Here is a 19,173-nt window from a genome sequence, read left to right on the forward strand (position 1 = left end):
CTTCCAGCGTCCGATGGTCTAATGTCCGTCCATCTCGTTTCATGCACAGTGTGACCATCGACATCGCCAAAAGTTGTACCTTTGTCGACTTATTTATCGACTACTGAGTAAGTACTTCTTGCCGGCGAGCACGCCATCCTGCTCGTCGACCACGTTGCGCCCAATCTGAAGCATCCATGCTTCATCTGGTCGCCTGGTGATGCCGGCAACATGCACCACCCGATCTGCAATGCTGATCACGAACAGCACGTAATAGGTCATCAACCCGCGCGGTGTCCATACCTCAACGCTGAAGAAGTCGCTCGCCGCCAGCATCTTCCAGTGCGCCTTCAGGAACGTCGACCACCGGGTCTGCTTTCCCCGCTCCGGCGCCGGTTCGATTCCATTCGCCTTCAGTACATTGGCGACCGTCCCCCGACCCACTTGGTGATTGACATTCGCCAGCGCACCCTGAATCCGGGTGTAGCCCCAGCTGGGATTCTCCTGCGCCATCCGGACGATCAGCTGTGAGATTTCGCGCATGATTCCAGGCCGCCCGGGGCTTCGCCGCTTGCTGAAGTTCCACTTCTCCGCCACCAGGCGGCGGTGCCAACGCAGTAAGGTGTCGGGAGATACGATCGTGTCCAATTCCAGTAGGGCTTTGCGCCCAACCGCCTTCGCCTTCCGCGCGAGCAGCGCTCGCTCCTCATCAGAGAATCTGATGCGCTTGCCACGGAGCCGCTCCTTCAGCATCCGATTCTCGGCCTGCAGGAACTCGATGACGAGCAACTGATGGCGGTAAACCCAGCCCGAGACAGCCATCAGGAGAAACGTCAGCAGTGACGGAGCGGAACCCATGCCGAAAGTCTACCGCGGGCGACGTTCGAATTGCTGGATACTACGAGGTCACGATGTCGCGCAAGCTCTCCCGGTAGGTCAGCTGCGCGAAGGCCATGCAGCGAAACTGGTTGGAACAACTGAAATCGCGGATTCGATGATCGCCGCCGTAACGCTCGACGATGCGCCCGAAGCTCTTCCATGGAAGATGATCCAACAACTGCGCGAACACCAACTTGCCGACGTGCATGTGCCTCCCCCGTGCCTCGGAAGGCTGCAGGTTCGCGCAATTTCACGTTCAAATCGGAGACACGCCAAAATGGCATCATTGCTTCAGCCGATCAGTACCTTACAGACATCGCATCACGCGTTAACCGGACAGTAGTGTTGCGCAATATTTTCTGCGCCTTTAAGAAGTCGGGTATGCGCCGGGCGCAGTATTGAGTGCGGCTTCCTGGAGTGCCTGCCAAAATACCCGAAGAACGCGCCGCCAAAATCACTTCCGCGCATCTCAAATACCGGAGGAGGAAAAGGAATGACATGCAGGTTGAAATGCAGTCGCACACTGTCGTTTGTCGCAGCTGGGCTGGCGGCTGCCCTCATCACCGGCGCCGCGAGCGTGTGGGCGCAGGAATTCCCGACAAAGCCGGTGCGGATGATCGTGCCATTCGCTCCCGGCGGTGGCTCCGACCTGAACGCAAGACGCCTGTCAGATCAGCTCAGCGACCGCTGGAAGCAGCCGCTGGTCGTGCACAACATGGGAGGGGCGGGCGGGAATCTTGCGCTTGCTGCAACGGCTTCCAGCGAGCCGACCGGTTATACCATGCTGTTTGCGTCGCTCGCGATCATCGTCAACAACCCGACGCTGTATTCGAATCTTCAGGTCGATCCGGACAGGGATCTCGCGCCGGTGGTCCTGATAGGCGAGGTCCCGCTCGTGCTGCTGGTGAACGCAGAGCTGCCCGCGAACGATGTCGCTTCGTTCATCGCCTTGGCGAAGCAGCGCCCTGTGCACTTCGGCTCCGGCGGCGTGGGGACCTCCATGCACCTTGCGGGCGAGCTGCTCAATTCTGTAGCCGGCATCAAGATGGTGCATGTGCCATTCAAGGGCGCCGGCCCGGTTGTGGCAGCGATCATGGGCAACGAGATCCAGATGATTATGCAGAACGCCGCGCTGGCCGAGGGTCAGGTCAAAGGCGGCCGCCTGAAGGCGCTTGCAATCGCAAGCCCGAAACGGCTGGCGATGCTGCCGAACGTGCCGACATTCGAAGAGAGCGGCGTGCCGAATTACCGCGCGGCGATCTCCTACGGAATTTACGTGCGGGCAGGCACACCCGCCTCGGTGATCGCAACGCTCAACCGCAGCATCAATGCGGTTCTCGCGGACCCGGCATACAGAAAACAGATGGCATCTCTGGGCATGGAGCTGGCCGGCGGCACACCGCAGCAGCTGGCGGCCTATGTGGCGGCCGAGCGAAAAAAATGGGTGCCGATCATCCGCGCGCTCGGCATCAAGGTCAATTGAGCTGCGGCTGAGTGCTCGCGACAACCATCGTCTCACAATCCACTGATCCGCAACATCGTGAATGATGCAGTTAGGAAGAGAGTACCACGGGCGTCGGCGTCATCCCCCGCGACCGGGAGATCGGCCTTCGGGATCTGCTGGGCGGTACGGCCAAGGGCCGTACCGCCCAGGAGCAGATCACCCACTCCGACCGGGGCGGCATGCGCCGCGTCGAGCACAACGTAGTTGCGGGCCGCGCCTACGAGCTGGCGAAACAGCAGGGCCTCGGCCGGGAGATCCCAACCGAAGGGTTCCTGCAGAGCATTCGCGACTGACCCCTGCCGGCCCGCACGCGGCAGTCTCTGTTGCTGATATACCTGCCGGCTGACCGCCCCCATTCAGAACAATGCTTCATTGCATAGGGTGCCCGTTCAGGACTTGTTGGTCGGTCCGGGGTCGGGAGTCCGATCCGGATACATCGACGACACGCCGCCACTCCACATGCTCGTGAAGGTCGATGTCGTCGACCACCATGCCCTTGTTTTTTGCCCGCTCGGACAACTAGATGACCTGACCGGACACTTGCTGCGTATGTTCATGGCTGCGGCTGGTCGACTGCTCCAGGTTCAAGCCGAAGTAGCCCGCCGTGACGCCTTCGGCTGTGAAATCGGACAATGGCAGAGAGCTACGGAGCTCGGTTGGCGCTGATTCGGTCTATGAACCTCTTTACATGAGGAGAAGGATTCGAATCAGGTCTCAAAAGGTAAGTTGTCACTATCGCACTCTCGCCTTCGAGAGGGCGAGCCAGGACGTCAGCATGGTCGATATGGACGAGTTGCGATTCGCAGGCAAAGCCGACTCCATAGCCCGCCGCAATGAGTGCGAACAAGAGATCGTGCGAACCGACATACTCGGCTATGACGGGTGGCACGTCGACCGTACGCAATATTCGTTCGATCTGACGATACCATCCTTCGCTCGCTTGAGGATGGGCCAGTATGAGCGGATAGTTCACAACGTCTCGAAGCGCAACCCGCTTATGCGCAAGCAACGGGTGCCGCGATGGAACGACGGCTACGAGCAGATCCGTCCAAATCGGTGTTACCTCGATACCCTCCCCGACTTCACCAAGTCTCGCGAAACCTATGTCGTAAAAGCCGTCTCGAAGCCCTCTTACCTGTTGTGAAAGCGGCACCTCGAACAGGCGGATCTCGATGTCCGGCTCTTGTTCCCGGCACCGCGCAAGTAGCGAGCTGAAGCGCTGCGGCACGACACCATCCGAAACTGCTATGCGCAGTATTCCCCGATGACCCGACGCTGCTGCACGCACGTTGTCGCGCGCCTGATCGAGAAAGGTGAATAGCCGGCGCACATCGTTCAGTAGCACCTGACCGGCGAAAGTCAGCCGAGTGCTTCGGGTACCGATGCCGGGCTCGGCCAGCGTGATGGCCCACGCATTGAGCCACGCGCTGGTCGATGCCGGGTCTGTCACCGCATGGTAGAGCACGGCCATCAAGTGCGACTTACCAAGGCCGCGTTCGCCGATCACGACCACGGGGCGGCCCTGGTCGGGGCCAACGGCCTCGATGCCTTTCAGCAGGTCGTGCGTGGGATAGGTGATCTCCAAAAACTGCTTGGCCGCAATCCCCGCCTTCAAGGTCGGCGGAACCTGGCGCTTCTCGCGCACCGACATAGATAGCTGGATCAAGCAGCAATCGATGGAAGGGCGCGACAGCGCTGCGCAAGGCCAATCCAACGAGGGGGAACGCGAGTAATGCTGGGACTTACTCTACGAGAAGAATTCCGGGGCAAGCGCCTCAAGGGCACAGCCATCGAGCTGTCCAACGATCAGCACACTGGCGCGACTCAGATTTTCTTGGCCGCTGCTAGCCGGTAGATCGTCCGCTCTGTGACCTTGAGGTAGTCCGCCACCTGCTTGAGGGTGAGGATCTCGCCGTCGGCAGTTCTCGTTGGCATGGTTACGACCTGTCGGTAAATCTGTCTATTGTAGTCCATAATTTTCAAGTTACATGATGTAAGTCGTAGACTCACAACCTCGGCCGGAGACTTGGCCTCTCGAAGGTGGTTAACGGCGTCCAAGACTTTCTTCGTAGGACAGAGCTGCTCAGCCCACACGCATACTTCCAGCAATACGGTAGTTGGTTCGTTCCTATTTTTTGCGGCGTCTAGCCCAGCTGGTGTCGCAGCATCCCGCCATCCATACCCCGGACTGGCGTGATGATTTCGATTTACACGACGACCGCCGAGCGATGCCGAGTACCGGGCTTGCTATTGGCCTGCTTGTTGGTCGGCCCAGCGCCCGCTCTCGCCGCCGATGCCGCTTCCGAGCACACGCAGCTCGCGGCCCTCGTGCGCCAGCTCGACATGCTCGATCGCTTGACCGAACGCAGCGCGAGCCTGCCGAGGCAACCCGACGGCGCGCGTGCGGGTGGTCTCCGATCGCGACTGGATCGTCACGCTGGACGTGACGGCCGACGAGTACCACGGGTCCGAGCAGGTCAAGCGCGCCTTGGTGCGCTATCCGCTGAAGGTGGTACGCCTGGACATCGACCCCGAACGCAATCCCTTCGGTCTCGCCCTGGACTGCTACAGCAGCACGCCGCAACGCATCACCGTCGAGGCCCCGTCGGCGTCCGCCACCCGTTCGAGCAACCGGTAGAAATCTGCGATGAAACGTCTGATTCTCGTTCTGGCCAGTGTCGCCTCGACTCTTAGTCCGCTGCCGGCCAGCCACGCGCTGGAAATCCTGCGCTGGGAGCGGCTGCCCCTGGCTATCCCCCTCGTCGTAGGCCACGAGCGCGTGGTCTTCATCGACCGGAGTGTCCGGGTCGGCGTACCGGCTTCGCTGGGCGAGCGCCTTCGCGTGCAGAGCGCGGGTGGCGCCGTCTACCTACGCGCGAGCGAACCCATCGAACCGACTCGCCTGCAGCTGCAGGACGCGGACACCGGCGCATTGGTCCTGCTCGACGTGTCGGCGCAGCCCGGCGAGGCGCCACTGGAACCCGTTCGCATCGTCGGGGGTGAATTGCCGGCGAAGCGCTATGGCGACACCGGCGAGCGAGTTACCGAAGCACCGCCTGCAACAGCAACGTTGCCGCGGTCCGCGAGGGAAACGCCGGTTCCCGTGGTGCTGACACGCCATGCTGCGCAGAGCCTATACGCGCCGCTGCGCACCGTTGAGCCGGTGAACGGCATTTCGCGCGTGAAACTGCCGCGCGACACGGTGCTGGACACACTGCTGCCGGCCCTGCCGGTTCGCGCCAACACGGTAGCCGCGTGGCGGCTGGAGGACCAGTGGGTGACGGCGGTCCAACTGACCAATACGTCGGCAAGGTGGGTCGGCCTGGACCCGCGTGCCTTGCAGGGTGATTTTGTCGCCGCGACGTTTCAGCACCCCGACCTGGGTCCGGTAGGCGATTCGCACGACACCACCGTGGTGTACCTGGTAACGCGCGGCCACGGATTGGCTCGGTCACTGCTGCCAACGATCAGCCCGATCGATGCTTCGGTCGACCTGCCTGCATCCGCCGCCGGCGGCGACGCGGGAGGAGCCGGCGATGCGAAGTAACGGTCTCCTCAAGTGGCTGATGCTGCCGATGGCGCTGCTCCTGGTGTTCGTCGGCGTCAAGCTCTTTTCTGGCGAGCCCACCGCACCGACGGCGCCGCGCGATGCCGCCAGCCGGCTGACGGCCGATGAAATGAAGGCGCTCGGCATCGAGGGCGATACGCCCCGCGATACCGTCGCCACCCTCGTCGCTCAGGTCAAGCAGTTGCGCAACGAGTTGCAGACGGCCCTGTCCGACAATCGCAGCCAGCGAGCCGAGAACGAACGCCTGCGCCAGCGCGAGCGGTCGATCGACCAGCGTATCCAGAGCGCCCTGGACACCGAGCGCGCCCAGCTGCGCCAGGACCGCGAACACGTCACCAATGAGCGGCAGCAGACTCAGGGTCTGCTGCAGGATCTCCGGCGTCAGCTCGACAATCCGGGCAAGGCGGGCCACGCCGATCTGCCGATCGGCCTAGGACTGAAGGAAGGCGATGGACAGCAGTTCGGCCGCGACGGCACGCGCTGGATCGAGCCCGACGATGCTAAACCCGTCGAAGGCAAGAGCGGCAGCCGCAGCGGTTTCAGCTTTCCGAACGATCTTGGTACAGCGAAAGGAACGGTCGACACGGCCGCGGAGACTCTGGGCCGAGCCACCGGCGGGGCCGTGGGCGCATCGCCACTCAAAGCGGTCTACACAGTGCCGTCGAACGCGACCTTGATGGGATCGATCGCGATGACGGCGCTCATCGGTCGCGTGCCGATCGACGGAACGGTCAATGATCCCTATCAGTTCAAGGTGATCATCGGACCGGACAACCTCACGGCCAACGGCATCGATCTTCCGGACGTGGCCGGTGCCGTGGTCAGCGGAACGGCCTCGGGCGACTGGACGCTCTCCTGCGTGCGCGGGCAGATCCGGTCGATCACCTTCGTATTTCAGGATGGAACCATCCGCACGCTGCCGGAAGAATCCGGCCGCAGCAGCAGTGGGAACAGCCGGAACGACAACAGTATTCAAGGCGGCCTCGGCTGGATCAGCGATCCCTACGGCATCCCCTGCATCAGCGGCGAGCGGCGCAGCAACGCCCGGCAGTACCTGGGCAGCCAGGCATTGATCACGGCTGCCGGCGCGGGCGTGGCATCCCTGATCGATTCGGATAGCGGCCGGATGTCCTACATCGGAGCCGACGGCTCGCTCGGCACGGTCGGCATCACCGGCAACGAGGCCATGGGTCGCATCCTGGCCGGCGGCGTGCAGGAAATGTCGCAATGGGTCAATAAGCTCTATGGCCAGGCATTTGCCGCGATCTATGTCGAACCGGGGGCCAAGGTTGCCGTGCACATCGAGCAGCCGCTTGCCATCGACTACGACGCCAAGGGCCGCAGGGTCGATCACCGTCTCGGAGGTTCCCATGTCTCGGACTTGGATTGAACGGCTGGCCGTCGTACTCGTGATCGTGGCGCTGGCCGGCTGTGCAACCGACAAAGAGAAGCTGCTCACCCACGGCGGTCAGACCATGCTCGACATCTGGAACCAGGAGACGAAAGGAGCCGCGGGTGGCGGCCGCGCTTCACGCGAGCTGCTGGACGCTCGGCAGACGTTGCGCCGGCCGCTCACCGATGCGGAAGTGCAAGGCGCGAGCGCCGTGCAAACCGGCTACACCCGCACGGCCCAGAACGAGATTTACCGCCAGTTCCATCGCCTGCCCAACCCGGACCTGGTGATGTACGTGTTTCCGCACCTGGCGGGCACCGACCCGGTGCCCGTGCCCGGCTACAGCACGGTGTTTCCGCTCTACCAGCGCGTCCAGTACGCGCTTCCGGGAGAACGGGTGGAGGACTACTGAATGGACTGGTCACTGTCGCTGCCTTGGTCGCGCCAAGAAGTGCCATCCGAGGCGCGGCCCGCCGACGTGTGGGAACGCCACGTGGCCGAACTAAAGGCACATGGCCTTCCCGAGCCCGGTAGCACGCGCGATCCGAAGCGCAGGCCGGCCACGCTGGCGGATGAGCAGGCGCTCTACGACGTTTTGCCGTCCTTCGTAGATCTGCTGCCTTGGGTGGAATACCTCCCCGACTCCAAGAGCCTGCTGCTGGAGGACGGCGAATCGGTTGCGGCGTTCTTCGAACTCACGCCGGTCGGCACCGAAGGTCGCGAGACGCATTGGTTGCAGCAGACCCGCGATGCGCTGGAGAACGCGCTGCAGGATAGCTTCGACGAACTCGACGAGCAGCCTTGGGTGGTGCAGCTCTACGCGCAGGATGAAGCCGATTGGGCGAGCTATGTGAGCGCCTTGCGAGACTATGTTCAGCCGCGTGCCAAGGGCAGCGCGTTCAGCGACTTCTATCTGCGCTTTCTTGCCCATCACCTGCGGGCCATCGCGAAGTCGGGCGGCTTGTTCGAGGACAGCACCGTGACCCGCCTGCCCTGGCGCGGACAGACGAGGCGCGTGCGCATGGTCGTCTATCGTCGCACGCCCGGCGCTTCACTTCGTCGCGGCCAATCTCCCGAGCAAGCCCTGATGATGGTGTGCGACCGGCTGGCGGGTGGCCTCGCCAATGCTGGCGTCAAGGCACGGCGCTTGAGCGCGGCGGACATCCACGCTTGGCTGTTGCCCTGGTTCAACCCGAATCCGACCTTGATCGGCTCGGCCGACGTGGACCGTGAGCGTTTCTACCGGTTGGCCGCTTACCCAGAAGGAACCGACGAAGGCGAAATCGAGCTTGCGAGCGGCACGGATTTCTCGCAGCGGCTTTTCTTCGAACAACCGTGTTCCGACGTAACGAACGGCGTGTGGGTCTTCGACGGCATGCCGCACCGGGTCATGGTGCTCGACCGGCTGCGCACGCCGCCGACGAGCGGCCACATCACCGGCGAGACGCGCAAGGGCGGCGATGCATTCAATGCCCTGTTCGATCAGATGCCCGAGGACACGGTGATGTGTCTGACCCTGGTCGCGACGCCGCAGGACGTGCTCGAAGCGCACCTGAACTACCTGAGCAGGAAAGCGGTCGGCGAAACGCTGGCACCACACGCGACACCGCACACCCCATCAACGATGGACGGTCTAGATCCCGTGCTTGGGCTGCTCGGTACGGCTAATGGGCAAATGCCGCCTGCCGTTGAAGCGGCACCGCGTTTAGCGCCGGCGACGAGCGGGGAAACCGCTGACGATGCAGTCGCGCTAGCTGCCGCCGCGACTAACACCACGGCTGCCGAAGACCCGATCTCCGGCGAGCACTTCATGGCCTGGCTCAAGCGCGGCATCCAGAGTCGCAGGCTCATCATCAACGACGCCAAGGCGTTGGTGCATACCGTGGCCGATACCGTCTACCTGGTCAGCCCCGGCGTGTTCCAACGATACGCCCAGGAGTATCCGCAGACGGCCTACCTCGCCAAGCAGGACAAGGTGGCCGACTGGCAGTGGGTGCAGAAGCGCTTCGAGAAGCTGCGTGTTCATCGGAAGCAGGACAACGGCCTGAACATCTGGACCTGCGAGGTCACCGGCCCGCGCAAGTCGCGCCGATTGCACGGCTACCTGATCGCGGATCCCAGCACCTGGTTCAGCGAACGACCGGCAAACAATCCGTATCTGAAGCTGGCCGATGGGAAGGCGTCAGCCCCCGCAACTCGTCACGTCGAGGCGGCTGCAGACGGCTCGGTTCCGGCCCGGCACGGACCGCTCCGGAATCGCCTGGCGCCAAGCCCGCGCTGAGTGCACGGCACACGGCATCCATCACCTCGTCGACGTTGCCGGCGCTCACGGCGTCGATGGGAGTGCGTCCCGACAAGCCGTCAAGCGGTTCAGACATCGCGCCGTAGATCGCCCAAGCATCCCGTTCCGGCACGCGCTCCAGTACGGCGCACGTGAATGCATGCCGAACGGGATCGAGCTGCCAGTCGGGGATGCGATGCCCCCGATTGCCCAAGGTCAGCGAGAGTAAACGGCGGTGCTTGATGTCCCGGTTGATCTGGTCGCGAGACTTTCCAGCGAGCTTGGCGAATACTGGCAACGGCAGGTTTTGCGGGGCCTCGAAGGTCGCCACCATCACGGCGCGCTCACACTGGATTCCGGTCAGGATGGGCTGTGGGCGCTGATCCCGCCGTGCCAAGATGGTCATCAAGGGCACGACGACATCCGGTTCGATGTGCGCTTCGGCGGTGGCGGCCGGAACCGCCATCGGCGCCGCGCCGATCGAGCCGACAACGGGTGGCTCCGGCGCTCGTGCGCCGCAGCCGTTCGCGAGCGGTATCTTGACCTCGCCTGCGCCTTGCATACCCGTCAGTTCGCACTGATCGAGGCGATCGGCCCACTCCTGCATCATCTGGCGGCGCTGTTCTACGTATTCGGCATGGTTGTATGCTGCTCTGATCTGATTCGGATCGGCATGCGAAAGTTGAGCCTCCACCCATTCCTGGCGATAGCCAAGTTCGTTCAGCGCCGTCGAGATGGTCGCGCGGATGCCATGACCCGTCAGTTGACCCTGATAACCCATTCGCTTGAGGGCTGCGTTGAGCGTGTTCTCGCTGATGCGCTCCTTCGGTTCGCTGCGATGTGGGAGCAGGTAGCGCTGCGCTGGGGTCATGGCGGCCAGCAGATACCGAACGATCGCGATCGCCTGACTTGACAGGGGCACGATGTACGGCGGGATGTCCGCACTTTCCTTGCGCAGTTTCAATTGCAACTGCTTGACCACGACGGGCGGGATGATCCACAGCTCTTGATCCAGGTCGAATTGCTCGGGAACCGCCGAACGCAGCTCGCCGGTGCGCACGCCAGTGAGGAGCAACAACCGCAGGCCCAATTGAGTGTTGACGTCTCCGTCGTAGCACCCCAACTTCTTTAGGAACGCCGGCAGGTCGTTCATTCTCAGGAACGGGTTGTGCCGGACGGGCGGCTGGGGCATGGCGACGATGTCGAGATCGGCCGCGGGGTTGGTGTCCAGGCCAAACTCGACGAGAGCATAGCGGAACATCTGGTTGAACCAGGTCCGACACTTCTCGGCCGTGGTGTACGCATGGCGCCGCTCGATCTTGCGCAGCACCTCCACTAGGTCGGTGCGGGCGATCTCGAACACCGAGCGCTGCCCAAGCCAGGGCAGCACATCCTTCTTGAAGATCCGGTCGATCTGCGACAGCGTACTCTGGCGGCCAGTGCGCAGGCTCAGCGCCTTGAAGCCCCGCCAGCGCTCGAAGACGGCCTCGAAAGTGTTCTCGCCGACGACCAGGGCGGCTTTGCGCTCCTGCCGGCGATGCACGCGCGGATCGATCCCTTTGGCGACGAGCGCACGCGCCTGGTCACGTAATTCGCGCGCGTCTTTGAGGCTGATTTCGGGGTATGTGCCGAGCGAGATGCGCGGCTGCTTGTCGGACCAAGAAAAGCGGAAATGCCAGCTCTTGGCACCGGTGACGCTCACAAAGAGCGCCAAGCCATCCGTGTCCTTAAGCGTCAAGTCGCGACGGCCAGGCTTGGCCTGTCGGACGACGGTATCGGTGAGAGGCATCGTACATCGTCCCTCGTCTCGTCGTTGATGAGAGGAGATGTACGTTTTCCAGGTGAGCGGCTCCAGTAGGAAACCGATCCGCCGTATGCCCCGATTTCGATGTACTAAAAAATGTACTAAAAAATCGTGGCTGGCGGTGGTTTCCAGTGGAACTCACTGGATGAGAAGAGAGGTCTAAGCCCTCTCTTCTCAATGACTTGCAGACTTCCATGGAACTCTGCAGATCAAAACTTGGAGCGGGAAACGAGACTCGAACTCGCGACCTCAACCTTGGCAAGGTTGCGCTCTACCAACTGAGCTATTCCCGCCCGCTGGGAGAGGATTATAGGAACCCGGCCCCGGGACGGTCAAGGCAAGCGACATTTGCTCGAGGAACCACCCCGTCCGCGACATTGTCGCGTCCCGCCCCTCCTTGCCAGGAGGGGAATGTCAGATTTCGCCGCATCTTCTATAAGGCAGGGTGGCCCGCGGCGCCGGGGTGGCGAGGCGTTCCTCACTCGCTCAAATGCGGCATCGCGAGCTTCAGGTAGTACATCATCGACACCACGGTCAGCACCGCGGCGATCATCATCAGCATGTTGCCGATGAACATCATGTCCAGCGGGCCGATGGGGTGTTCGTACAGCAGCATGGGAATTGCCACCATCTGCGCTACCGTCTTCACCTTGCCGAGGAACGATACAGCCACGCTGCGACTGCGGCCGATCTTCGCCATCCATTCGCGCAGGGCCGAGATGGTGATCTCGCGACCGATGATGATGAAGGCGTAAACCGCCTGAGTGCGATCGAGATCCACCAGGACCACCAGCGCCGCCGCGACCATGAGCTTGTCGGCGACCGGATCGAGGAATGCGCCGAAGGCCGACATCTGATCGAGTGTCCGGGCAAGGTAACCGTCGAGCCAATCGGTCAGAGCCGCCACGATGAACAGCGCCGTCGCCGTGACGTTGCGCGCAAACGGCGTCATCCACGACTCGGGGAAATACAGGATGCCCACGAACAGCGGGATCATGATGATCCGCGCCCACGTCAGCACGTTCGGTACGTTGAGCGGCATCTCATGAATCCGGAAAGTGCCCGCCAGGCCGCTTTCCGCGGTGCGCGCGCTGCAAGCGAGGGAGCGAACTGCGAGCCATTTGTCGCAAACTCGCTAATGCAGCTGCTGGTAGATGCGCTGGGCGAGCGTGCGGCTCACGCCCTCGACCTGCGCCAGGTCGTCGACGCTGGCCGCGAGCAGGCCCTTGAGGCCGCCGAAGCGCGTGAGCAGGCGCTGGCGGCGCTTGGCGCCGATGCCCTCGACCGCGTCCAGCACCGAGCCGGTGCGGGCCTTGCCGCGGCGCGCGCGGTGGCCCTGGATCGCAAAGCGATGCGCTTCGTCGCGGATCTGCTGGATGAGATGCAGGCCCGGATGATTGGGCGCGAGCTCCAGCGGATGTTCCCGACCCGGAAGCCAGAGCGTCTCCAGCCCCGGCTTGCGTTCTTCCCCTTTCGCTACACCCATGAGCTGCACCTCGCTCAGACCCAGCTCGGAGAATACCTCACAAGCCACGCCGAGCTGACCCTTTCCCCCGTCGATCAACACCAGGTCGGGCAGGCGTGCCTCGCCCGCGACCAGGCGCCGGTAGCGCCGCTGCAACACCTCGCGCATAGCCGCGTAGTCGTCCCCCGCATTGGCGGTGGCAATGTTGAAGCGCCGGTATTCGCTGTTGCGCATCTGCCCCGCCTCATACACCACGCAGGAAGCGACCGTGGCTTCGCCCATCGTGTGGCTGATGTCGAAACACTCGACGCGCGCGATGTGCTCGACTTCGAGCGCCGATTGCAGCGCACGCAAGCGCACCTCCTGCGTGGCCTGCAGAGCGAGCTTCTGCTCGGCGGCGAGGCGCGCATTCTGCTCGGCCATCTCGACCCAAACGCGCCGCTCGCTGCGCACGCTGTGGGTGATCTCCACGCGCCGGTGAGCCTGGGACGACAGCAGCTCGGCCAGCGGCGTCGCGTCGAGCGCCTGATTCACGACGATTCTTGCCGGAACCACCCGCTCCAGGTAATGCTGGGTGAGGAAAGCTTCCAGCGCACCGACCAGGTCTTCGGGGTCGGCGTTCTGCGGGAAGAAGCTCTTGTCGCCGATGTGGCGGCCGCCGCGGATCATCACGAGATTGACGACCAGCATCCCGCAAGCGCTCACGCAGGCGATGACGTCGGTATCCACCCCCTCGCCCTCGCCCCGGTCCACGAACTGCTTCTCGCGCACCCTGCGCAAGGTCTGGATCTGATCGCGCAAGAGCGCCGCCTGCTCGTACTCGGTCCGCTCGGCGCAGCGCTCCATGCGCTCGGTGAGATTGCGCAGGACCTCGTCTTCCTTGCCTTCGAGGAACAGTACGGCGTCGGCCACGTCGCGCGCGTACGCCGCCTTGTCGATGAGCCCGACGCAGGGCGCGGTGCAGCGATGGATCTGATGCAAAAGGCAGGGGCGCGAGCGGTTGTTGAACACCGCGTCCTGGCAGGTGCGCAGCCGAAACACGCGTTGCAGGAGCTGAATGCTGTCTCGCACCGCGCCCGCGTTCGGGAACGGGCCGAAGTGGCGATTGTGGCGCTCCAGCGCACCGCGATGGAATGCAAGCCGCGGAAAGTCGTGGCCGGTGAGCATCATGAACGGATACGACTTGTCGTCACGGTACAGGATGTTGTAGCGCGGCGAAAGCGACTTGATGAGGTTGTTTTCCAGCAGCAGCGCTTCGGCCTCCGAGCGCGTCACGGTCGTTTCCACCGAGCCGACCTGAGCGACCATCACCGCGATGCGCGGCGAATGCACTGCACCCGGGCGGAAATACGACCACACCCGCTTGCGCAGGTCGAGCGCCTTGCCGACGTAGAGTACCTCGCCGGCGGCATTGAGCATGCGATACACGCCGGGGCGGTGCGGGAGCGTAGCGAGCGTTTCGGCGGGATCGAACACGGCGCCGGGGAGGCGTAATCAGGAAGCTTCGAGATGGACCGCGATGGCAGCGAAAACCGCCTCGAACATCGCGGCGCTGAGGCGATTGGTCTGCGTATTATAGCGACTGCAATGGTAGCTATCGAACAGCAACCGGCCGTTCGGCAGGCGGTGCACGGCGCCGTGCGCGAACGGGTACTCGGCCGCACGCAACTCGAAAGCGAGCAGGACGGCGCGGTGCGCAATCGTCCCCAGCGCCAGGATCGCACTGCCCGCAGCCAGCTCGCTCAGCTCCGCGGCGAGGTAACGGTTGCAGCCGCGCACTTCGGACGTTTCCGGCTTGTTCTGCGGCGGAAGGCATTTGACCGCGTTGGTGATGCGGCAGCCGCGCAGCTCCAGCCCGTCGTTGCGCGCCGTCGAACACGTGGTCGATGCGAAGCCGAACCGGTGCAATGTGCGATACAACAGGACCCCCGCGTAGTCTCCGGTGAACGGGCGCCCGGTGCGATTGGCGCCATGCAGGCCGGGAGCGAGGCCGACGATCAGCAGGCGCGCATGCGGATCGCCGAAGGGCGCGACCGGAGCGGCGTGATAGTCGGGGTGCTCGTGCCGCACCGTGCGCAGAAATGCGGCCAGCCGAGGGCAATCGCGGCAGTCCGGGTCGAAGCGCCGGTAGCTGGGCCGCGCTGCGCTCATCTATAATCCGGCCTTTTTCCGCAACGGGGTCCGATCATGGCGAAAGTATTGGCAACCGAGATCCGCGTCGGCAACCTCATCGAATGGGAAAAGCGGATCTGGCGGGTGCTGAAATCCTATCACGTGCATGTCGGCGGCCGCGGCGGCGCATTCATGCAGGTCGAGATGAAAGACATCGAGGCCGGCACCAAGACCAACCAGCGCATCCGGACCGACGAGAAAGTCGAGCGCGCCTTCGTCGAACCGCGCGAGATGACGTATCTCTATGCCGACGGCACGAGCTTCATCTTCATGGACAAGGCGACCTACGAGCAGCTCACCCTGGACGCGGACTTCCTCGAAGGCCAATCCGGTTATCTGCTGCCCAACACCGACATCCAGGTGAACTTCCACAACGAGCGCCCGATCGGCGTGCAGCTGCCGGGAAGCGTGGTGCTGACGGTGGTCGAAACCGAGCCCACTCTGAAGGGTGCGACCGCGACCGGATCGTTCAAGCCGGCCAAGACCGACACCGGCCTCACGGTCTTGGTCCCTCAATTCATCTCCGAAGGCGAGAAGATCAAGGTCAACACCGACACCGGGGAGTACATGGAGCGGGCTTGAGCGTCCGCTTTCTGTCTCCCATCACTATGGCAGCGTATGCGCTTGCCAGCGTTGGCTGGCTCTGCGGCTGACATCGTACGTTGCCAAATTTACGAACCGAACTCCTTAGCGCTCTTCTTCCCGCTGACCGCCGCTGCGACGCCGTTCCCGCATCGCCTGCAACGGAATGACCTCGGCGCTGGTGCGCGCAGGGTCTTCCTCCGACAAACCACTGGTCACGGTATTCAATTGCTTGCGCAGGCGATAGAAGCCGGCCCACATGAGCGAGTTGAGCCGCACGCACGAGCCGAGCGGCGAATCCGAGCGCTGGCGCTCCATGTCGAGGCGAAACTGCAAGCCTTCCAGCCGCTGCCGATGTTCCGACGGCGCCGCAGCGATCGTCGCGCGCAGCGTGGCTTCTCGCTGGCGCTCGAACTCGGCCGGGTTCTCCTGCGCGAGCTTGGTCCACTTGTCGAAATCGAAATCCATGCATTATTCCCGCAGTGTTCGGGCTCTCGGCCACGGACGTTGCTGCATGTGAGCAATATCCGAGCCTGTCGGCTTTACGCGGCAATGCTCGACAAGAGCGTCCGTGCGTCGCGTACGCGGGTAGCGCCTGCGACAACCGAAGCCGGGGTGCCGAACATCGCGTGCAGCCGCGTGCGGCTTTGCGCCGGCATATCGTAGCGCAGGCAGGACAGCACGACATCGGCATCGTCCGGCGTGCAGGCAAGCACCAGGTCGCAGCCGGCCGCGAATGCCGCTTGCGCGCGCTCTTCCAGCGAACCGGCACAGGCGGCGCCCGCCATGGCGAGATCGTCGCTGACGACCGCGCCGTCGTAGCCGAGATCGCGGCGCAAGATGGTCCGGATCCAGCGCTGGGAGAAACCGGCCGGCTGCGCGTCGACTTGCGGATAAAGCACGTGCGCCGCCATGACAGCGGCAAGGCGGGAGCTAAGCGCGCGAAAGGGTTCGAGATCGCGGGCGCGGATCGTTTCCAGGTCGCGTTCGTCGACCGGAAGCACGAGGTGTGAATCGGCGGCGATGTAACCGTGTCCCGGAAAATGCTTGCCGACGCCCGCCATACCACCTTCCTGCAGTCCGTCGAGCAGGCATGCGGCCAGCTCGGTCACCACTTCGGGCGTGGGGTGCAAGGCGCGATCGCCGATGATGCTGCTCACCCCGTAGTCGAGATCGAGCACCGGCGTGAACGAAAGATCCACGCCGCACGCCGCAAGCTCCGAGGCGATCACTACGCCAGCGGCATGCGCCGCGGCTCTGGCGCGGCTCGCACCCCTCTGCCAGAGCGCGCCGATGCTGCGCATCGGTGGCACGCGCGTGAAGCCGTCGCGGAAACGCTGCACCCGACCGCCTTCGTGATCGACGCAGATCAGCAGCCGCGGCTCGCGCAAGCCATGGATGGCGGCGCAAAGTGCCGTGAGCTGCGCGGCATCGGCATAGTTGCGGGCGAACAGGGTTACTCCGCCAACGAGGGGATGGACCAGCCGCTCTCGATCGGCAGTCGAGAGCTCGATGCCTGCCACCGCGGCCAGCACCGGGCCGAACGGCATCGGCCGCGGATTCATGCGCGCTCCAGCACGACCACAGCGCACACAACGTTGCGCTCATCGCTGATCGTGACGTGCGAGCCGGCGATCTGCTCGGCATCGACCAGCCGCTGCAGATCGGGCCGATAGTAAAGCTCGGGCTTCCCGCGCCGGTTCTGCAGCACGTTGATCTGACCCAGCGTGACCGGGTAGCGAAAGCCCGTTCCCATGGCTTTCGAGAAAGCCTCCTTGGCGGCGAACCGATTCGCGACGAATAGCACCGGACGCGGGCTGCGCTGATAGGCCGGCCACTCGTCCTCGGTCAGCACGCGGCGTGCGAACCGCTCGCCGTAGAGTTGCAGCAACCGCTCCACCCGCTGCGGTTCGAGCACATCCACGCCGATGCCGTAGATCATGGGCCGGGTCGCGATCTCGCGGCCGCGTGGGTTTCGAGCGCCTGCAGATAAGCCTTGACGGTAGCATCCAAGCCCAGCTCGAGCGCATCGGCGGTGAGCGCATGGCCGATGGAAACTTCCAGCACGCCCGGTACGGCGGCGAGGAATGCGGGCAGGTTGTCGCGATTGAGATCGTGGCCGGCATTGACGCCGAGGCCCGCGCCGTGTGCCGCTTGCGCTGCGGCGGCGAAGTGGGCGAGCTCGTCGCCTTGCTCGCCGCCGCCGAAGGCACGCGCGTAGCTTTCGGTATAGAGCTCGATCCGATCGGCTCCCAGCGCCTTCGCTTGGGCCATTGCGCCGGCGAGCGGATCCATGAAAAGGCTCACGCGGATGCCGAGCGCATGCAGCTCCGCGATGACCGGCGCCAGGCGCGCACCGTCCTTCGCCACGTCCCAGCCGTGATCGGAAGTGAACGCGCCCTCCTCGTCCGGCACGAGCGTGCACTGCTCGGGGCGCACCTGCCTTGCGAGCGGCAGCAATTGGTGGAAGGGATTGCCCTCGATGTTGAGCTCGATGCCGGCATACCCCTTCAGCAGCTCGACCAGCTCGAACACGTCTTGCGCGCGAATGTGGCGACCGTCGGGGCGCGGATGCACGGTGATGCCGTGGGCGCCGGCTTCGAGGCAAATGCGCGCGCAGCGCGTAACGCTCGGAATGCCGAGGGTGCGGGTGTTGCGCAGGAGCGCGACCTTGTTGAGATTGACGCTGAGCCGGGTCATGGTGCCGCCAATGGACGATGGGCCATCAAAGCTGCTGCAGCTCGATCAGGAGCTGGCGCGTATTGAGCGTGCGCTGGTCCAGATGCTGCCCGATCAGCCAGCGCATGAGCTGTTTGCTTTCGGCCGCCGTGAGCGGATCGGAAAAGTCGCCGCGCGCCATGTCGAGCAAGGTCTTGCCGCGCAATTGTACCGTGCCCGGCGCATTGTCCGCGTCGGCCGCCGCGAGCGGGCCGCGCTCGGGCCAATAGGCGTAACGCTCCTCGGCGACCAGCGGCGTGCCGCGCTCGGCATCGTACTGGAGCTCGACCGCGTAGCCGATCTCGCGCAGCAGCGCGAGCTCGAAGCGCCGCAGGACGGCTTCGCTCGCCTCGCCCGCGGCGAGGCCTCGCAATGCGTCGGCGTAGTCGTCGAACAGCCGCTCGTGCGGATCGTCGCGCTGCAGCAGCTTCAACACGAGCTCGTTCGCGTAGTACCCGCACATCATGGCCACGCCGGCGAGCGTGTGGGCGCTGCCGACGGATTCCGCACGCGTGAGCGTGCGCAGCTCGCCGCGGCCGGACCATGCGATCGCCAGCGGCTGGAACGCAAGCAGCGCAGGTCGCAGCGTGGATTTCGGCCGCTTGGCGCCCTTGGCGATGAGACCGATGCGCCCGTAGCGGCGGGTGAAGGCCTCGACGATGACGCTGGTATCCTGGAACGGATAGGTATGCAGGACGAACGCTTGTTCGTCGTCGAGGCGGCTGGTTGCAGTGCGCATGCTCACCGCCGCCGCCTCCGAGCGATCACTGAATTGCGCAGGCCAAGCTGTCGGCGGCCAGCGCCATTTGCTTTGCGGTCGATCCCCAC

Annotated in this window: 17 protein-coding genes, 1 tRNA gene and 5 pseudogenes; 9 read left to right on the forward strand and 14 right to left on the reverse strand. The window is 64.0% G+C overall.

What is annotated here, in order from left to right; genetic code table 11:
- Positions 1-93 precede the first annotated feature (93 nt).
- Complete coding sequence (locus GEV05_05460; GenBank protein ID MPZ42848.1) at positions 94-837, reverse strand: hypothetical protein; 744 nt, start codon at positions 835-837, stop codon at positions 94-96.
- Between the two features lie 40 nt (positions 838-877).
- Entirely contained in the window at positions 878-1,066 is a 189-nt protein-coding gene (locus GEV05_05465; protein ID MPZ42849.1) for a DUF4372 domain-containing protein, read from the reverse strand.
- A 285-nt stretch (positions 1,067-1,351) separates the two neighbouring features.
- Here GEV05_05465 and GEV05_05470 point away from each other — a divergent pair, with 285 nt between their 5' ends.
- Complete coding sequence (locus tag GEV05_05470) at positions 1,352-2,341, forward strand: tripartite tricarboxylate transporter substrate binding protein (protein MPZ42850.1); 990 nt, start codon at positions 1,352-1,354, stop codon at positions 2,339-2,341.
- A 664-nt stretch (positions 2,342-3,005) separates the two neighbouring features.
- Here GEV05_05470 and GEV05_05475 read toward each other — a convergent pair.
- Positions 3,006-4,013, reverse strand: a complete 1,008-nt coding sequence (locus GEV05_05475) for a LysR family transcriptional regulator (protein ID MPZ42851.1) — start codon at positions 4,011-4,013, stop codon at positions 3,006-3,008.
- Between GEV05_05475 and GEV05_05480 the strand changes: the two are divergent.
- Positions 3,964-4,095 (forward strand): annotated as a pseudogene (locus tag GEV05_05480) (DNA-binding protein). The gene GEV05_05475 and the pseudogene GEV05_05480 overlap by 50 nt on opposite strands.
- 94 nt (positions 4,096-4,189) lie before the next feature.
- Here the strand turns inward: GEV05_05480 and GEV05_05485 are convergent.
- Positions 4,190-4,297, reverse strand: a pseudogene (locus GEV05_05485) (helix-turn-helix domain-containing protein).
- A gap of 261 nt (positions 4,298-4,558) precedes the next feature.
- Between GEV05_05485 and GEV05_05490 the strand changes: the two are divergent.
- The 6 genes and pseudogenes from GEV05_05490 to GEV05_05515 all read left to right on the forward strand — a co-directional run bounded on the left by GEV05_05490 (position 4,559) and on the right by GEV05_05515 (position 8,917).
- Positions 4,559-4,738: pseudogene (locus GEV05_05490) on the forward strand (raqprd family integrative conjugative element protein).
- A 10-nt stretch (positions 4,739-4,748) separates the two neighbouring features.
- Positions 4,749-5,000, forward strand: a pseudogene (locus tag GEV05_05495) (DUF2895 family protein).
- A 9-nt stretch (positions 5,001-5,009) separates the two neighbouring features.
- Complete coding sequence (locus GEV05_05500; GenBank protein MPZ42852.1) at positions 5,010-5,909, forward strand: TIGR03749 family integrating conjugative element protein; 900 nt, start codon at positions 5,010-5,012, stop codon at positions 5,907-5,909.
- Complete coding sequence (locus GEV05_05505) at positions 5,899-7,320, forward strand: TIGR03752 family integrating conjugative element protein (protein MPZ42853.1); 1,422 nt, start codon at positions 5,899-5,901, stop codon at positions 7,318-7,320. Before GEV05_05500 ends, GEV05_05505 begins: the two co-directional genes overlap by 11 nt.
- Positions 7,301-7,735: a TIGR03751 family conjugal transfer lipoprotein gene (locus tag GEV05_05510; protein ID MPZ42854.1), complete on the forward strand. Its 435-nt coding sequence runs from the start codon at positions 7,301-7,303 to the stop codon at positions 7,733-7,735. Before GEV05_05505 ends, GEV05_05510 begins: the two co-directional genes overlap by 20 nt.
- Positions 7,736-8,917: pseudogene (locus GEV05_05515) on the forward strand (TraC family protein).
- A 535-nt stretch (positions 8,918-9,452) separates the two neighbouring features.
- On the opposite strand, the gene GEV05_05520 reads toward GEV05_05515, so the two are convergent.
- The 5 genes from GEV05_05520 to GEV05_05540 all read right to left on the reverse strand — a co-directional run bounded on the left by GEV05_05520 (position 9,453) and on the right by GEV05_05540 (position 15,024).
- A complete protein-coding gene (locus tag GEV05_05520) occupies positions 9,453-11,393 on the reverse strand; it encodes a DUF4102 domain-containing protein (GenBank protein MPZ42855.1) in 1,941 nt (646 codons plus the stop codon).
- Between the two features lie 232 nt (positions 11,394-11,625).
- A tRNA-Gly gene (locus GEV05_05525) sits at positions 11,626-11,701 on the reverse strand.
- 185 nt (positions 11,702-11,886) lie between these two features.
- Positions 11,887-12,450 carry a CDP-diacylglycerol--glycerol-3-phosphate 3-phosphatidyltransferase gene (pgsA, locus tag GEV05_05530; GenBank protein MPZ42856.1) on the reverse strand — a complete coding sequence of 188 codons (564 nt, stop codon included), beginning with the start codon at positions 12,448-12,450 and terminating at the stop codon, positions 11,887-11,889.
- Positions 12,451-12,543: 93 nt separating this feature from the next.
- A complete protein-coding gene (gene uvrC, locus GEV05_05535; protein ID MPZ42857.1) occupies positions 12,544-14,349 on the reverse strand; it encodes an excinuclease ABC subunit UvrC in 1,806 nt (601 codons plus the stop codon).
- Positions 14,350-14,367: 18 nt separating this feature from the next.
- Positions 14,368-15,024 (reverse strand): uracil-DNA glycosylase, encoded by a 657-nt coding sequence (locus tag GEV05_05540; protein ID MPZ42858.1) that lies wholly within the window; start codon positions 15,022-15,024, stop codon positions 14,368-14,370.
- A gap of 36 nt (positions 15,025-15,060) precedes the next feature.
- Here GEV05_05540 and efp point away from each other — a divergent pair, with 36 nt between their 5' ends.
- Complete coding sequence (gene efp / locus GEV05_05545; protein ID MPZ42859.1) at positions 15,061-15,627, forward strand: elongation factor P; 567 nt, start codon at positions 15,061-15,063, stop codon at positions 15,625-15,627.
- Positions 15,628-15,732: 105 nt separating this feature from the next.
- Here the strand turns inward: efp and GEV05_05550 are convergent, their stop codons facing one another.
- From GEV05_05550 to recO, 5 genes are all read right to left on the reverse strand, one after another.
- On the reverse strand, positions 15,733-16,095 hold the full coding sequence (locus GEV05_05550; protein MPZ42860.1) for a DUF3135 domain-containing protein: 363 nt from the start codon (positions 16,093-16,095) through the stop codon (positions 15,733-15,735).
- Positions 16,096-16,169: 74 nt separating this feature from the next.
- Positions 16,170-17,192: a beta-N-acetylhexosaminidase gene (gene nagZ / locus GEV05_05555; GenBank protein MPZ42861.1), complete on the reverse strand. Its 1,023-nt coding sequence runs from the start codon at positions 17,190-17,192 to the stop codon at positions 16,170-16,172.
- Entirely contained in the window at positions 17,189-17,569 is a 381-nt protein-coding gene (locus GEV05_05560) for a holo-ACP synthase (GenBank protein ID MPZ42862.1), read from the reverse strand. The genes nagZ and GEV05_05560 overlap by 4 nt, the downstream gene beginning before the upstream one ends.
- Entirely contained in the window at positions 17,566-18,327 is a 762-nt protein-coding gene (locus GEV05_05565; protein ID MPZ42863.1) for a pyridoxine 5'-phosphate synthase, read from the reverse strand. The genes GEV05_05560 and GEV05_05565 overlap by 4 nt, the downstream gene beginning before the upstream one ends.
- Positions 18,328-18,352: 25 nt before the next feature.
- Positions 18,353-19,084 (reverse strand): DNA repair protein RecO, encoded by a 732-nt coding sequence (gene recO / locus GEV05_05570; protein MPZ42864.1) that lies wholly within the window; start codon positions 19,082-19,084, stop codon positions 18,353-18,355.
- Positions 19,085-19,173 lie beyond the last annotated feature (89 nt).

This window comes from Betaproteobacteria bacterium, from assembly GCA_009377585.1.
GTDB lineage: Bacteria > Pseudomonadota > Gammaproteobacteria > Burkholderiales > WYBJ01 > WYBJ01.